Origin of the sequence: Devosia soli, assembly GCF_000970455.1 — a bacterium.
GTDB classification, from domain to species: domain Bacteria; phylum Pseudomonadota; class Alphaproteobacteria; order Rhizobiales; family Devosiaceae; genus Devosia; species Devosia soli.
Map to the genome: position 1 here is coordinate 17,390 of NZ_LAJG01000023.1, position 13,724 is coordinate 31,113.

The 13,724-nt window shown below is 59.9% G+C and carries 17 protein-coding genes; 9 read left to right on the forward strand and 8 right to left on the reverse strand.

The genetic code is table 11. The features are described 5' to 3' along the window. Window positions 1-78: 78 nt before the first annotated feature. From VW35_RS12360 to VW35_RS12370, 3 genes are all read left to right on the forward strand, one after another. Window positions 79-756: a glutathione S-transferase family protein gene (locus VW35_RS12360; protein WP_046143393.1), complete on the forward strand. Its 678-nt coding sequence runs from the start codon at window positions 79-81 to the stop codon at window positions 754-756. Continuing rightward, window positions 753-1,178 carry a DUF1489 family protein gene (locus VW35_RS12365; RefSeq protein ID WP_046143394.1) on the forward strand — a complete coding sequence of 142 codons (426 nt, stop codon included), beginning with the start codon at window positions 753-755 and terminating at the stop codon, window positions 1,176-1,178. The genes VW35_RS12360 and VW35_RS12365 overlap by 4 nt, the downstream gene beginning before the upstream one ends. 101 nt (window positions 1,179-1,279) lie before the next feature. After that, window positions 1,280-2,188, forward strand: coding sequence for a division plane positioning ATPase MipZ (locus VW35_RS12370; RefSeq protein WP_046143395.1), 909 nt, complete (start codon window positions 1,280-1,282; stop codon window positions 2,186-2,188). 49 nt (window positions 2,189-2,237) lie between these two features. Here VW35_RS12370 and VW35_RS12375 read toward each other — a convergent pair whose 3' ends face one another. Continuing rightward, on the reverse strand, window positions 2,238-2,657 hold the full coding sequence (locus tag VW35_RS12375) for a winged helix-turn-helix transcriptional regulator (RefSeq protein WP_046143396.1): 420 nt from the start codon (window positions 2,655-2,657) through the stop codon (window positions 2,238-2,240). Between the two features lie 187 nt (window positions 2,658-2,844). On the opposite strand from VW35_RS12375, the gene VW35_RS12380 reads away from it, so the two are divergent. Beyond that, on the forward strand, window positions 2,845-5,301 hold the full coding sequence (locus tag VW35_RS12380) for a beta-glucosidase (protein WP_046143397.1): 2,457 nt from the start codon (window positions 2,845-2,847) through the stop codon (window positions 5,299-5,301). Here VW35_RS12380 and VW35_RS12385 read toward each other — a convergent pair. Further along, window positions 5,298-5,867: a DJ-1/PfpI family protein gene (locus tag VW35_RS12385; protein WP_046143398.1), complete on the reverse strand. Its 570-nt coding sequence runs from the start codon at window positions 5,865-5,867 to the stop codon at window positions 5,298-5,300. The two genes, VW35_RS12380 and VW35_RS12385, sit on opposite strands and share 4 nt — an antisense overlap. A 158-nt stretch (window positions 5,868-6,025) precedes the next feature. Here VW35_RS12385 and VW35_RS12390 point away from each other — a divergent pair, with 158 nt between their 5' ends. Next, entirely contained in the window at window positions 6,026-7,201 is a 1,176-nt protein-coding gene (locus tag VW35_RS12390; protein WP_052951696.1) for a D-alanyl-D-alanine carboxypeptidase family protein, read from the forward strand. Here VW35_RS12390 and VW35_RS12395 read toward each other — a convergent pair. Continuing rightward, on the reverse strand, window positions 7,198-7,425 hold the full coding sequence (locus VW35_RS12395; protein ID WP_244465896.1) for a sulfurtransferase TusA family protein: 228 nt from the start codon (window positions 7,423-7,425) through the stop codon (window positions 7,198-7,200). The genes VW35_RS12390 and VW35_RS12395 overlap by 4 nt on opposite strands. Further along, window positions 7,415-7,900, reverse strand: coding sequence for a CAP domain-containing protein (locus VW35_RS12400; protein ID WP_046143400.1), 486 nt, complete (start codon window positions 7,898-7,900; stop codon window positions 7,415-7,417). Before VW35_RS12400 ends, VW35_RS12395 begins: the two co-directional genes overlap by 11 nt. Before the next feature lie 189 nt (window positions 7,901-8,089). On the opposite strand from VW35_RS12400, the gene VW35_RS12405 reads away from it, so the two are divergent. Then, entirely contained in the window at window positions 8,090-9,001 is a 912-nt protein-coding gene (locus VW35_RS12405) for an SMP-30/gluconolactonase/LRE family protein (RefSeq protein WP_046143401.1), read from the forward strand. Here VW35_RS12405 and VW35_RS12410 read toward each other — a convergent pair. Further along, complete coding sequence (locus VW35_RS12410) at window positions 8,998-9,483, reverse strand: hypothetical protein (RefSeq protein WP_046143402.1); 486 nt, start codon at window positions 9,481-9,483, stop codon at window positions 8,998-9,000. The two genes, VW35_RS12405 and VW35_RS12410, sit on opposite strands and share 4 nt — an antisense overlap. An 89-nt stretch (window positions 9,484-9,572) precedes the next feature. Continuing rightward, window positions 9,573-10,757, reverse strand: coding sequence for an MFS transporter (locus tag VW35_RS12415; protein WP_046143403.1), 1,185 nt, complete (start codon window positions 10,755-10,757; stop codon window positions 9,573-9,575). Between the two features lie 126 nt (window positions 10,758-10,883). Here VW35_RS12415 and VW35_RS12420 point away from each other — a divergent pair, with 126 nt between their 5' ends. From VW35_RS12420 to VW35_RS12430, 3 genes are all read left to right on the forward strand, one after another. Then, on the forward strand, window positions 10,884-11,282 hold the full coding sequence (locus VW35_RS12420) for an NADH:ubiquinone oxidoreductase subunit NDUFA12 (protein WP_046143404.1): 399 nt from the start codon (window positions 10,884-10,886) through the stop codon (window positions 11,280-11,282). A gap of 7 nt (window positions 11,283-11,289) precedes the next feature. Further along, a complete protein-coding gene (locus tag VW35_RS12425; protein ID WP_046143405.1) occupies window positions 11,290-11,706 on the forward strand; it encodes a DUF2155 domain-containing protein in 417 nt (138 codons plus the stop codon). An 83-nt stretch (window positions 11,707-11,789) separates the two neighbouring features. Beyond that, window positions 11,790-12,287: a GyrI-like domain-containing protein gene (locus VW35_RS12430; protein WP_046143406.1), complete on the forward strand. Its 498-nt coding sequence runs from the start codon at window positions 11,790-11,792 to the stop codon at window positions 12,285-12,287. 6 nt (window positions 12,288-12,293) lie between these two features. Here VW35_RS12430 and VW35_RS12435 read toward each other — a convergent pair whose 3' ends face one another. Together VW35_RS12435 and aat are read right to left on the reverse strand one after the other, a co-directional pair. Beyond that, entirely contained in the window at window positions 12,294-13,067 is a 774-nt protein-coding gene (locus VW35_RS12435) for an APH(3') family aminoglycoside O-phosphotransferase (protein WP_052951697.1), read from the reverse strand. After that, a complete protein-coding gene (aat, locus tag VW35_RS12440) occupies window positions 13,054-13,689 on the reverse strand; it encodes a leucyl/phenylalanyl-tRNA--protein transferase (protein WP_046143407.1) in 636 nt (211 codons plus the stop codon). Before aat ends, VW35_RS12435 begins: the two co-directional genes overlap by 14 nt. Window positions 13,690-13,724 lie beyond the last annotated feature (35 nt).

Below are 13,724 nucleotides of genomic sequence, written 5' to 3' on the forward strand. Positions count from 1 at the left end.
TGGAGTTCTTCAGGCAAAGTCATTAGTGAAGGGCGCCCTTAGCGTTGGGGCGCCCTTCCTTTTGCAGCGAGGTTGGTCATGAAACTGTTGATCGGAAACCGCAACTATTCGACCTGGTCACTGCGCCCCTGGCTGGTGCTGCGCCACTTCGATATTCCGTTCGAAGATGAAGTGCTGATGCTTTCCGGCGATGGTTGGCGTGAGGCGCTTGCCGCGCGCTCGCCCACTGGGAAAGTGCCGGTACTCATCGACGGCGACCTCGCTGTGCCCGAGACGATCGCGATCATCGAATATCTCGCCGACAAGTTTCCCGAGAAGGCCATATGGCCGGCCGACCGGCGGGACCGCGCCCTCGCGCGCGCGGCAGCTGCCGAAATGCACTCTGGCTTCACAGCGCTGCGCAACAATGCGCCGATGAACCTGCGAGCGTCCCACCCAGGCAAGGTTGACCTCGATGCCGTGCGCAAGGATCTACATCGCATCGGGCAGCTCTGGGGCGAGCATCTAGGCCAGTCAGCTGGCCCGTTCCTTTTTGGCGAGTTCTGCGCAGCCGATGCCATGTTCGCACCGCTCGCTACCCGCCTGCGCACCTATGCTCTGCCGGTCTCCGACACGGTGGGCGCTTATGTCGAAGCCATCTATAGCCTTCCTGCCTTTCAGGAATGGCTGGCCCTGGCGCTCAAGGAGCCGTGGATTGTCGATGACGATGAGATCGACGTCATCCAGGGCCGCGTCGCTCCCGGGACCATTGTATGATTCATATGGTTAAGCTGTGCGTCGGCATTTCCAGCTTCGAGGAGCTGGAAAGCTACCGCAACGAGCGCGCCCATTGGTGGGGCGCTGATTACGGCGAGGGCGTGCACGTCCATCGCACCCGGATGATGCCCAAGCGCGCTGCGGAAATGGAAGGCAAGTCCTCGATCTATTGGGTAATCGCGGGTGCCATCTGCTGCCGTCAGGTCATCGAGCGGCTTGCGCCCTATCGAGATGCCGAGGGCAAAGACTATTGCGACATCATCATGTCGCCCGAGCTCATCCGCACGATTCCCTACCCCAAGCGTCCCTTCCAGGGCTGGCGATACCTTGAACCCAAGGATGCACCGCCTGACATGGCCGCAAACTCTAGGGAAAACTCCGGCGAAATCGCGGCCGAACTGGCGCGCCTGGGACTGTTGTAAAGCCCCAATACGCAAACGTTAATCGTTTAACGATTGTTAATCATCAGCCCACTTGTGCATAAGGCTTGAAAAGCTGAGACTCGGACGAGTGATTTGAGGGCATGATGGTTCGGCAGGCGGCGCACGTCATCGTCGTTGGCAATGAGAAAGGTGGGTCGGGCAAATCGACCACCGCTTTTCATTTGGCCATCTACTTGCTCTATCAGGGCTATAAGGTCGCGTCGATCGACGTGGATAGCCGCCAGCAGACGCTGACCCACTATGTCCGCAATAGGCGCGATTGGGCCCGTCAGCGTGGCCTCAGCGTGCCGCACACAACCCACTTTCACTTGCCTCTGGCTCGCGGCGATTCTCTGAAGGAGAATAACCGCGTCGAATTCGACCTTTTCCGCCAGGCGATAGCCGAAGTGGAGCAAAGCGCGGAGTTCATCGTCGTCGACACGCCAGGCTTCGACACAAACCTGACGCGCCTTGCTCATTCGCTTGCCGATACGCTCGTCACGCCGGTGAATGACAGTCTCATCGATCTTGATGTCATGGCCCATGTCGATCCGGTGACGGGCGAGCCGCGCGAGCTTAGCCATTATTCGCGGCTGGTCCAGCGAGCCCGCTCCGAGCGCCTTTCTATCGACGGCCGCACGATCGACTGGGTCCTGGTCCGCAACCGCATCTCCATGCTGTCCTCGCGCAATATGCGTCAGGTCCAGACCATGCTCGAGCGCATCGCCATGCGCCTCGGCTGCCGCGTTGCGGACGGGATCGCCGAGCGTGTCATCTTCCGCTCGCTGTTCCCGACGGGCATGACGGTTTTTGATCCGCTGGACGAAGAACTGCTCGGTGGTGTCCCGTCGATGTCGCACACGAGCGCTCGTCAGGAATACCGGGCGCTTGTCGGCGCACTCAATCTGCCTGCCAACCGCCGCGCCGAAGCGCGCCGCGAAGTGCTGGAGGCCGGCCAACGCGAAACCGATGCCAGCCGCTTCGTCCATATGGCACCGACCGATCGCTAGGACGTTCGGCACCCAATCTTATCCTGGGTTGATACCGGGATGACAGACTCTACTGCCCGCGAGCGTAGGCGATCTTGCGTGGCTCAGCGGCTTCGACTGCAATCTTCTGCTGATCGTAGATCGACCGCGCCTCCAGGATCGACACGTGATTTTCGGCCGACCAATCCCAAAGAGCGTTGATGGGTCCCTGCAGTGTCTTGCCCATTTCGGTCAGACTATATTCAACGCGCGGCGGCACTTCCGGATAGATGGTGCGGTGGACCAGGCCATCACGCTCGAGATTGCGAAGCGTCAGCGTCAGCATGCGCTGGGAGACGCCGTTGATCATGCGCTTCAACTCGTTGAACCGCAGCGTGCCATTGCGGCTCAGCATGCCGACAACCATCACACTCCACTTGTCGCCGATGCGGCTCAGCACATCAGACATCGCCGAGCAGTTCGCGTGTTGCGACGTATCGGTCAATGACATGGCCGTGGCTCCTGAAATCAGTGATACTCAGGCACAAATATAGACGCAGTTACTGAATGTGACCAGTCTCGAAGCCTCACGTTCTCGTTGAGTAAGGTGCGCAGTCTGCGCAGACGCTGCTGCTAAATGATTGACAGCCCGGCCGCCCCTGTCTCATCTCCCCGTACTCCGGCATATGAGGCCCGCAATGACCGACAGCATCGACCAGCTTCTCTCCGCAATGACGCTCGACGAAAAGGTGATCCTGCTCTCGGGCGAGGACTTCTGGTCCGTTCCTAGTGTCGAGCGGCTGGGGATCGGTAAGCTTCGCGTGACGGATGGGCCGAACGGCGCTCGCGGTGGCGGTTCGCTTATCGGTGGCGTCAAATCGGCGAGTTTTCCCGTAGGCATCGCTATCGGAGCCACCTGGAATGTCGAGCTTGCCCGCGAAATCGGCACGGCCCTTGCCGAAGAGGTGAAGTCCAAGGGCGCTCATATGCTGCTTGCCCCGACGGTCAACATTCACCGGTCGGTAACGAACGGCCGCAATTTCGAATGCTATTCCGAAGATCCCATTCTCTCTGCCGAGCTCGCAGTCGGCTATATCGAAGGCCTGCAAGGTCAGGGGATCGGCGCTACCATCAAGCACTTCGTAGGCAACGAAAGTGAGATTGAGCGCACCACCATGTCGAGCGAAATCGACGAGCGGAGCCTCCGCGAAATCTACCTCATCCCCTTCGAATGGGCGGTAAAGAAGGCCGGCACCTGGGGTGTCATGAGCTCCTATAATCGCCTCAACGGCACGTTTACCTCCGAGCATAACTGGCTGCTATCGACTGTCCTTCGCTCCGAATGGGGCTATGATGGCATCGTCATGTCCGATTGGTTCGGCTCACACTCGACGGCTGAAACCGTCAACGCCGGACTCGATCTCGAAATGCCCGGCCCGTCGCGCGATCGCGGCCAGAAGTTGATCGACGCTGTCCATTCCGGCACTGTGTCCGAGGCCACGCTCGATAAGCGTGTCCGCGCCATGCTACGCCTTATGGAGCGCACGGGCTCGCTTGATGACCATCGCCCTCACCATGAAGAGGCTCAAGATCGCCCCGAGCATCGCGCGTTGATCCGTCGTGCTGGTGCTGAGGCCGCGGTACTACTCAAGAACGACGGCATCTTGCCGCTCACGCCCGGCGCCCGCCTTGCCGTTATCGGCCCTAATGCCAAGCGCGCTCAGATCATGGGCGGCGGCAGCGCTCAGCTCAATGCCCATTATCGCGTTTCGCCTTGGGAGGGTCTGGTTGCCCAACTTGGCGAGCAACGCCTTTCTTATGCTCCCGGCTGCGGCAATGATCGTTTTGAGCCGCTACTTCGTGGCACTTTTGAAGTCGATTACTTCGCCAACGAAAAGCTCGAAGGCGAGCCGGTTCATACCGGCACTCAGGAGGATGCTCAGGCCTTCTGGATTGGCAATGTTGCGGAAGGCAAGGTGGATCCACTCCACTTCTCCGCGCGCATTCATGCCAGCTTTACCCCGGAGCGCTCGGGCACCCACCGCGTCGGGATCTATTCGGCCGGCTTTGCCAAAGTCTTCGTCGACGGCAGGCTGATTGCCGACGCCTGGGCCAACTGGACCAAGGGGCGCACGTTCTTCGAAGAAGGCTGTGATGAGGTCGTCGGCGCTATTGATCTCGAAGCTGGCCGCACCTATTCCGTGACCATCGAATTCGCCACCAAGAATTTTGCGACACTTGGCCTTGCCGCCTTTGCCTGCGGTATCGGCCTGCCACTGGGTGAGGCGGATATCGCCGAAGCCGCGCGCATCGCCGGAGAAGGCGAGATTGCCGTTGTTTTCATTGGCCGCAATGGCGAATGGGACACCGAAGGCAGCGATCTCCCCGGCATTGAACTCCCCGGCCGTCAAAACGAGCTCGTCGCCGCGGTGGCGTCCGCCAGCCCTAACACCGTGGTCGTCCTTCAAACCGGTGGGCCAGTCGAAATGCCTTGGCTCTCTTCGGTCCGCGCAGTTCTGCAGGCGTGGTATCCCGGTCAGGAGGCCGGAAATGCCATAGCGGACGTCTTGACCGGGGCCGCAGAGCCCGGTGGCAGGCTGCCACAAACCTTCCCGGTCCGCTGGGCTGACAATCCTGCCCATAGTCAGGATCGAGAAGTCTATCCCGGGCTTGAAGGCAAGGTGCGCTATGAAGAAGGCATCTTCGTTGGGTATCGACATTGCGATCGCCTGGGTATGACGCCGCTTTTCCCATTTGGCTTCGGGCTCGGCTACACCGGCTTTGCCCTCGGCGACCTCCAGCTCGAAACCAGCCGCTTCGAGGCAGAAGGCGAGCTGGTTGCCACTGTGACCGTAAAGAACACGGGCAGCCGTGCTGGCTCGACGGTCGTGCAACTTTACGTCAGCGACGATGTCAGTTCTTCGCCGCGTCCTGAAAAGGAGCTCAAGGCTTTTGCAAAAGTAGCGCTTGCGGCAGGAGAAAGCCGCGAAGTCACCTTGAAACTCGATGCCCGGTGCTTCGCGTTCTTCCGTGCCGAGGCCAAGCATTGGCTCGTCGAAGCCGGCTTGTTCAAGATACTCGTAGGACAGTCGTCTGCCGATCTGCCGCTTTCAGCGGCAGTGACGCGGAACACGACGCTGATGCTGCCGGTCTAGGCTTCTTGATGCTCGGCGCCGTATAGACCGACGTAAAAGTCCAGATCGCCATTGCGTAGGCCGAGCGATTCCATCACGGCGCTCATGAACGTCACCGGCGCCGTTCCGGGCGCAGTGACAATGCGGTCGGCCAGCACGGCATTTGGCTGGTCGCGATAGAAAGACACCCCCTTATAGCCGGTATCGGGCAGGCTCTCGGGGCCGTTCGAGGTGTGGGGTACATCGTCCAATAGCCCGGCACGGGCTAAAGCCAGGGTGCCATCGCAAATCCCGCCGACAATCTTGCCGGCCGCGCGAGCGCGCCGCAGCAGATCGGAAATATCGGGCGCATCTGGCGAACTCCAGATCGACCCGCCATTGACGATCACGGCGTCAATGGCGTCGACATCGATGTCTTTAACGCTCATGTCCGGCAACACTTTGAGCCCGCCGGCTGACGTGACGTCCTCGCCATCCGGCGTCGCATAAAGCGTCTTCACGCGATAATGGCTGCGCGCCGCCGCGTTGAGCAGCGCTGTCTCCCAGTTAGCATAGCCGGGCGTCAGAAGCGTGACGATCGTGGTCATGGCAAATCCTCTTGTTCTTGAGGACACTGACCCGCCGCGCTGACAGGTCGCGTCAGGAGGCCATTCACATGGCCGTCAAACTTTCCCCCATTTCTTGAGGCTTCAAGGCGACGCTGCTAAGAACGCCACGTTCCCCAAGACTTGCCGAGAGATTCACAGTGTCCATCCTGCGCCGTTTCGCCTTTGCCTTCGCTGTCAGCTTGATGAGCCTGGCATCGGTATCGGCGAACCCGCTTCTCCTTGTCGATCGTGACACGCTGCAGGTTCTTTATGCCGAGGATGCCGGTCAGCCCTGGCATCCCGCTTCCCTCACCAAGCTGATGACTGCCTATGTAGCATTTGAGGAAATCGCCAAAGGCACTGTGACGCTGGACACGCCCGTTACCCTTTCCAAATATGCGCTGAGCCAGGCGCCGAGCCGCTCCGGGCTGAAGGTCGACACTTCGGTGTCGCTCGAAGACGCGCTCTACATCCTTATTGTCAAATCCGCCAACGACATGGCTGTGGCGATTGCTGAAACCATCGGCGGCAATGAAGCTTCTTTCGTAGCCAAGATGAATGATGCGGCCAGCCGCATGGGGCTGACGGCGACGCACTACGTCAATCCCAACGGCCTCCACGATCCGCGCCAGACGACCAGCGCGCGGGACCTTGCCATCCTCTCGCTCTATATCGAGCAATATTTTCCGCAGTATATGCCGATGTTTCGCACCAGTGCCGTCAACATCAACGGCATGCGTCTTGAATCGCAGAATGAGCTGTTGACGACGTTCGCTGGAGCCGTCGGCATGAAGACGGGTTATGTCTGTGCCTCGGGACTCAACATGGTCGCCGATGTCGACCGCAATGGCCGGCGGCTCATGGCCGTCGTGCTCGGCGGGTCTTCCGGCCGCGACCGCAACGAACGCGCGGCCGAGCTTCTGCTCAAGGGCTTTTCCGGTTCTGCCCAGCCTACCGGGCAATCCGTATTGAGCCTCTCCAACGCCGTCGGCGCTGCGCCGGTCGATATGCGCCCTAATATCTGCGGCAAGTCGGCCGCCGAATATGTAAAGGCCCAGGAAGCCGCTTTCCCCATGGGTCTCAAGGGTCAGCCAAGCTACTTGACCGATAAGATTGCGGCAATCGAACACGTCGCAACTGACCTTGGCCGTGTCCGCACCGGCATCGTTCCGCCGCGGCCGCGTCCGTCGCATGTGCCCGCGTTTCCGAGCCAGACGGTGGCGGTCAACACCACGGCCGACGCCTCCGTTCTCGACACCAGCTTGCGTCCCGGCCTCGATGTTTCGGCAAACCCCGACATTCCCTATCCTCGGCCTCGACCCGCCTCTCGCTAGGCCGAAACGATCTCGAAACGCAGGACATCGTCCTCGCGGGCGAGCGTGTATTGGTGCCCATGTTGACGGCAATAGAGCGGAATGTCGATTTCGGCCATGGGATCGGTGGCCAGCACCGTCAACTGCGATCCAGTCCCTAGGTCATCCAGCATCTTTTCAAGCTTGAGGACGGGCAGGGGGCATTTGAGCCCCCTGGCGTCGATCAGCCTCGGCTCAGTTGGCAAGGACGAGCACCCAGTAGACGCCATAGCCCGACGTGGCATTGTAAGCAGCGGCAACGCCGGCCTTGGTTGCGGAGGCGGCGAGGCCCGATGCGTCCGCTGGGCTGTTGCGCCAGCCCGAGAAGGTTTCGGCAAACGTGGCATAACCAGCGCTGAGCTTCATGACCAACAACCCTTGGGGCGTCGCGGGGGCCGTGCCGGTCTGGGCGTATTGGTTGGCGAGCGCCTGAGCGGTGCCGTCCAATCCTGCATCGGGCGTCAACGGTGCGACGCCGCGCGTCGCGCGGTAGGCGTTGACGAGGTTGACAGCCTGGACCTTGTCGAGAACCGCGCCAGGCCGGTCCATGCGTGCCGTGAGACCGCTGGCGAGGCTGGTCGGGGCACCGCCGCCGCCCATCATCGAGCATCCGGTCACGACAAGGCCGGCAGTAAGAGCGATGCCGGCAGCGGCGGCGAGGCGAAGCGGAGAAATCGTCATCGTTGTCCTTTAGGGCTCTGGGCGCCAATTGCGGGCACACTGCCATAGCGAGCCTGCCGCGAGGTTAATCGGCGGAGGCAGCATTGCTCCCTCTCGCGAGCGCCACTATGGTCGCTTGGCCTTGTCCGCACACTTTGCGGCAGGGTCTTGGCAGGGCAAAAAGATTTCTGCCGCAATGGGGAAGAGGGAATGCCGGATTCAATTTACGAGATCATCGATCCACGCTTCAGCGATCTGACGATTGGCAGTGCGCATCTCGAGCAACTCTTCTCGGGCTGCCGATGGGCGGAAGGTCCAGTGTGGTTCAAGGACGGCGATTTTCTGCTTTGGAGCGACATACCCAATCATCGCATGATGCGGTACCAGCCGGACGGCACGGTTTCGGTCTATCGCACGAATTCCAACTTTTCCAACGGCAATACGCGTGACAGGCAGGGACGCCTCGTCTCGTGCGAGCACGGTCTTCGCCGGGTAACGCGTACGGAATATGACGGCACTATCACAGTTCTCGCCGATCGGTTCGAGGGAAAACCGCTCAATTCCCCCAACGACGTGGTCGTCCATTCGAATGGCAGCGTGTGGTTCACTGATCCGACCTACGGCATCATGACCGACTATGAGGGCTTTCAGGCTGAACCTGAACAGCCGACCCGCAATGTTTATCGCCTTGATCCGACCTCAGGCGAACTCACCGCGGTGGTCACGGATTTTCTGCAGCCGAATGGACTGGCATTCTCCGAAGACGAGACCCGGCTTTACGTCGCCGACTCCGGCTCGAGCCATTCGGCCACCGCGCCGCGCCACCTGCGCGTCTTCGATGTGGTGGGGGGTAAGACCCTTGCCAATGGCCGGGAATTCTGCCGATTGCCATCGGGCGTACCTGATGGGCTACGTGTCGATGTTTATGGAAATGTGTGGACCAGCGGCGGGCCAGCGGTGCACTGCTATGCCTCGGATGGAACGCTGCTCGGCCGCATCCATGTTCCCGAGGGGGTATCGAATCTGACTTTCGGCGGCCCGAGGGGTAATCGGATGTTCATCACCGCTACCACCTCGGTTTATGCCGTCTATCTCGCAACTAATGGCGCGCAAACGCCCTAGTGTAGGTCACTGCGGACTTCGTCTCGGTCGGCCATCCGCTCGTCACCAAGATCGACGTCGTCTTCGTCGTCCGATTCAATCTCTTCGCCGTCCTCGGATATGCCGGATAGCTCTTCGAGAGCGTCGACGTCATCCGGGGATAGCGCATGAGAATGGTTGGCGGGATCGTCGATCACAACGTTGGCCATTTCGAAATTCTCGTCGCTATCAGCACTGTCGCCGCTGAGTTCTTCGATGGCGCGGTCGATTTCGTCCATCGCGGCCACCGGATCTTCGTCGCCCCAGTCGCCGCTCTCGCGAACCGCTGCGTCCTCGCGCATCTGCCGCAACTGCGCGAGACGCTCCTCGACCGGCAGGTCGCTGCGATAGAGCAAATCTTCGATCTCGTTTTGGCTATAGGGCTGGGCAATGTTGGTCTGATCGGGAATATCGAGACTGCCGTCGCGCGAGCCAAGCAGATCGCCGGTTTCGTTGGATGCCATTTTGGATCTCCCTTCATGAGATGTGATGGGCACAACGTCACGGAGCTGGATGGGTTCGGGCCGGCAGCGCAAATGTGAACCGGAGCGTGCTAGTCAGTGGCGCGAAGTCCGCGACGCTGCCCAAGGATGATCCAGACCGCCAACGGGAGCATGAGAAGACCCGCCCATCCATAGGCCGGCAACACGCCAGCACGATCGGCGAGAAAACCGAAGGCGAGAGTCGCTCCAACTCCAACCACGTTCTCCGCCATCACCAGAGCCGACGTCGTCGTCGCCCGGCTTTTGCCTTCCATCACGCGATGGAACCGCGCTTCGGCCAGAACAGTCACTGGGGCAACGACGATATAGGCCAACGAGAGCAACATCACCTGCCATGACGCGTAGCCGCTGGCGGATGCGATGAGCAAAAGACCACCTAGCCCCGGCAGGACCCATGCCAGCCAAGGCCGTCCGGCCAGCCTGTGGGCATGAACGCTGGCAAGCGCATAGAAGGCCTCGACGCCTGCAGCGAAAATCCCCCAGGCCCAGACGGGTAATGAGACCGCAAGGTAGTAGAGCTCGTCGAACTCCTCGAGGATTTCGAACACGATCAGGCCGGCAGCCATATACGTCGTGACGAACCGCAAATCTGCTCGCTCGCGAAATTCGTGCCAAGCATCGGCAAAATGGGAGAAATAAGTCCGCTTGTCCTCTTGGTCGTCCTCGAGAGATTCTGCCCGGCGGACATCCTCGAGCCAGAACGCGAGTGACGAAGCGATCAGCAGCGGTGGAATGGAAAGCCAGATCGCCCAATCGAAATTCTGCCAGGCGACAAAGCCGCCGAAGAGCGTGCCGAGACCAATCCCCAATCCCTCGGCGGCATTGTCCCGCCCTAGAACTTTATCGAAGTCCTCGCTGCGCCCTTCCGCGGCCATCCTTTCGTAGAGCAGGGCTTCGCGCGAACCGGACTGCATTGCCTGCCCCGCGCTCCAGAAGAGAAATCCGGCGCCATAGACCCAGAAATTCCCATCCGCTATTCCCCAAAGCAAAAACGTGCCCGCTTTGGCCAAAGGTGCCATCACGAGGAGCACGCGCCGGTCGAAATGATCCGATAAGGCTCCCGAGGGCATTTCGAGAATGATTGCGGATGCCGACCAGAAGGCGAGCAACACGCCGATTTCGCTGGGGCTCAATCCTTCCAGGGAAAAGAGGGCAGCATAGACGGCATAGGCGAACATGAAGTCGAACAGAAACGCGTAGGCGTAGTAGGTCCGCAGGAATGAGCTGAGCTTCACCGCTGAACGCCTCCATATCCCCGGTCGCGCCAAGTTGCAGCCGTTTTGCTGCGCTTTGGTCTAGGCTCCTCGCAGCGACCGTGATAAACCGCCTGACAAATCGTTCCTGAAGAGCGGAATCGTATCGTGGCCCAGTCTGATCTCAAGCAATTGTTCACCGAAATCTTCGCCTGGTGGCGTGGACAGACTTGGGGAACGCGTCTCTGGATCAAGCGCTTCGGCAATTATGTCGGTTCTGACGAATTCGGCAATCGCTACTATCAGGATAAGAAGGCTAACCGTCGTTATGTGACCTATGCCGGCTATGCAGACGCTTCGGCGATACCGCCGGGCTGGCACGGTTGGATTCATCACCGGACCGACGTTGTCCCGACGGACGCAAATTATAAGCCGCGTGAGTGGGAAAAGCCGCATCACGCCAATCTCACCGGTACGCCCGATGCCTATCGCCCCGACGGCAGCCTGCTGAGCAAAGGCGAGCGGCCGCGCGTCAGTGGCGATTATCAGGCTTGGTCCCCTGAATAAGGCGTCCATGCGCCTCTCCCAATCTATTTGGAGGCTGATAGCCCTGGTCCTTGCCACGGCTTTCTTAGCTGCGCCAACTTTTGCCCAGCCTGTCGCCAATCCGGTCGCAACCCTCGCGGGTCTCGATAAGATCACCGGGCGCATTACGCGGTTCGATGTCTATATCGGCGAAACCGTGCTCTTCGGCGCGCTCGAGATAACGCCACGCGCCTGTTATGATCGTCCGGCAAACGACACACTTCAGCGTACCTCGGCATTTCTTGAAGTCGACCAGCGCTCGCTCGACGGCACCGCCAAACGCATTTTTACCGGTTGGATGTTTGCCGATAGCCCCGCGCTGAATGCGGTAGACCATCCGGTCTATGACGTCTGGCTCATCGAGTGCAAAACGAGCACCAACGTTCCGCCGCCCGACCAGCGATAAATTTGCGCCAAGGCGTGTCTAAAATGCCCGCACTTGATCGTCATCCTGACAGAAGCCCCTAAGCTTTCATCAGGAGGACGACCATGCTGACTTTGCCCAAGACGGAAGATCGCAAGCCACAGGCCTATATCTACGTGCCGTTTACCGTGACGATGACCGAAATGCAGAAGCCCGCTCGAGAGGGGTTTCCGCAACTCTTCGAGTATATTGCCAAGCACGGACTGACCCCCATCAGCCACGCCTTCTACAATTATCGCCGCATCGATATGACCGCAACGCTGGACGTCGAAGCCGGCATAGCCGTCGAAGCGGTGGGGCCAGCCGAGGGGAACATACGATCCGGCATGTTGCCTGGTGGAAGATTTCTCGGCCTGAGCTGGGTTGGCCATCCCGATAAACTCGAAACCGTCACCGGAATGCTGATCGGCTGGGCCAGGCTGACAGAGCAGGAATTCGACATGGTAGAGCGTCCAGATGGCGACCATTTCGCTTGCCGTCTGGAAATGTACGAGTCCGACCCTCAAGAAGTGCCCGACATGGAAGAATGGGTGACCACTCTCGCATTCAAGCTCAAGGACTGACGTGGCCTAGAACAACTCGTCGAGCGCGCAATAATATTGATAGCGCTCGGCGTCGAACCTCACGCCGTAGGCGTCGAGAAATGCGTGGACCATGTCCATGCCGCCGTTGAACTCAAGGCTCCAGCAGGTCAACGCCAGATCCTGCCAGCGATCGGCAACGCCCAGACGGGCACAGTCAACGATGCCGCTGAACCGGCTATCGCCGGCTAGAAAGTTGGGCAGGGAAGCGTCGCCATGCGTCACCACTCTGTCGGTTTCTGCTGGCCGCTGCGCCACCAGCCAGTCATAGACCTGCTGCGCGGTCCACCCTTCGTGCCGGTCGTCAAAATCTGTCTCGTCGACACGCCCGCCAAGTATGTTCGCCTTGCCGTCGCTAAGCCTCCGATCAAGCGAATGATCGAAAGGACAACTGGCTGGGTCGAGAGCGTGAAGCCGCTTCAAACCGTCCGCAAGAACTTGAATCAATACCTGAGGTTCATCCACCAGGTGCGTCAAATCCTTGCCCTTTACCTCGGTCATCAGCAGCCAGTTGAAGCCCTCGCCATCGACATAATCGACGATGCGCGGCGCCGGAAAGCCCATTTCGGCCAGGTAATCGAGACGAAGAACCTCGGCACTTAGTTCGCTAAGCTCATGCGCTGGATCAGCCTTGAGAAAGAGAGCATTCTCGGCCATCGGAATCCGCCATACCGACGCCCCGGATTTTCCGATCGTCGTCGCGTGCCATTCCCGATCTGCCAACGGCTTTAACTGCAGCGGCAGGCGGTCACGCGGATCCATCGATCGCTCCCCAGTTCCCCTCAAATGTCAGCGCTTCCGCCAACCTATCTTCGTATTCCGCCCGCGATATTTCTATTCCGCCGAGCGAAGCGAGGTGAGGCGTGATGAACTGCGTATCCAATAGCTTGAAACCGCCCTTGTTCAGCCGTTCCACGAGATGTGCCATTGCCATCTTGCTGGCGTCAGTCTTTCGATGGAACATCGATTCCCCAAAGAAGGCCCCACCGATCGCCAATCCGTAAAGACCGCCTATAAGGTCTTCGCCGTCCCACACCTCGACCGTATGGGCAACGCGGCGCCGGAACAGCTCGCCATAGACGGCACGGATCGTGCCATTGATCCAGGTCGTGGAGCGATCTTCGCCCACAGTCGCGCAGCCTTCGATGATCCCGTTCCAGTCGGTGTCGACGCGGATTTCCCAGCCCGATTTTCGCATCGCCTTGCGGAGGCTCTTGGAAGCGTGAAATCCGTCGAGCGGCATAATCCCGCGCCACTCGGGACTCACCCAGAACAGGTCCTCGTCAGCAGCATCTTCGGACATGGGAAAAATGCCGGCGCGATAGGCCCGCACGATCAGTTCTGGGGTAACCTCGATGTCGAAGGGATCGGCGGGGCGGACCATAGGCAATCTGCTCAAAGAAAAGGGGCGCAGTGCGC

Coding starts and splice junctions, on each gene's coding strand:
- VW35_RS12360 (WP_046143393.1), top strand. CDS start 79: ATGAAACTGTTGATCGGAAACCGCAACTATTCGACCTGGTCACTGCGC.
- VW35_RS12365 (WP_046143394.1), top strand. CDS start 753: ATGATTCATATGGTTAAGCTGTGCGTCGGCATTTCCAGCTTCGAGGAG.
- VW35_RS12370 (WP_046143395.1), top strand. CDS start 1,280: ATGATGGTTCGGCAGGCGGCGCACGTCATCGTCGTTGGCAATGAGAAA.
- VW35_RS12375 (WP_046143396.1), bottom strand. CDS start 2,657: ATGTCATTGACCGATACGTCGCAACACGCGAACTGCTCGGCGATGTCT.
- VW35_RS12380 (WP_046143397.1), top strand. CDS start 2,845: ATGACCGACAGCATCGACCAGCTTCTCTCCGCAATGACGCTCGACGAA.
- VW35_RS12385 (WP_046143398.1), bottom strand. CDS start 5,867: ATGACCACGATCGTCACGCTTCTGACGCCCGGCTATGCTAACTGGGAG.
- VW35_RS12400 (WP_046143400.1), bottom strand. CDS start 7,900: ATGACGATTTCTCCGCTTCGCCTCGCCGCCGCTGCCGGCATCGCTCTT.
- VW35_RS12405 (WP_046143401.1), top strand. CDS start 8,090: ATGCCGGATTCAATTTACGAGATCATCGATCCACGCTTCAGCGATCTG.
- VW35_RS12410 (WP_046143402.1), bottom strand. CDS start 9,483: ATGGCATCCAACGAAACCGGCGATCTGCTTGGCTCGCGCGACGGCAGT.
- VW35_RS12425 (WP_046143405.1), top strand. CDS start 11,290: ATGCGCCTCTCCCAATCTATTTGGAGGCTGATAGCCCTGGTCCTTGCC.
- VW35_RS12430 (WP_046143406.1), top strand. CDS start 11,790: ATGCTGACTTTGCCCAAGACGGAAGATCGCAAGCCACAGGCCTATATC.
- VW35_RS12435 (WP_052951697.1), bottom strand. CDS start 13,067: ATGGATCCGCGTGACCGCCTGCCGCTGCAGTTAAAGCCGTTGGCAGAT.
- aat (WP_046143407.1), bottom strand. CDS start 13,689: ATGGTCCGCCCCGCCGATCCCTTCGACATCGAGGTTACCCCAGAACTG.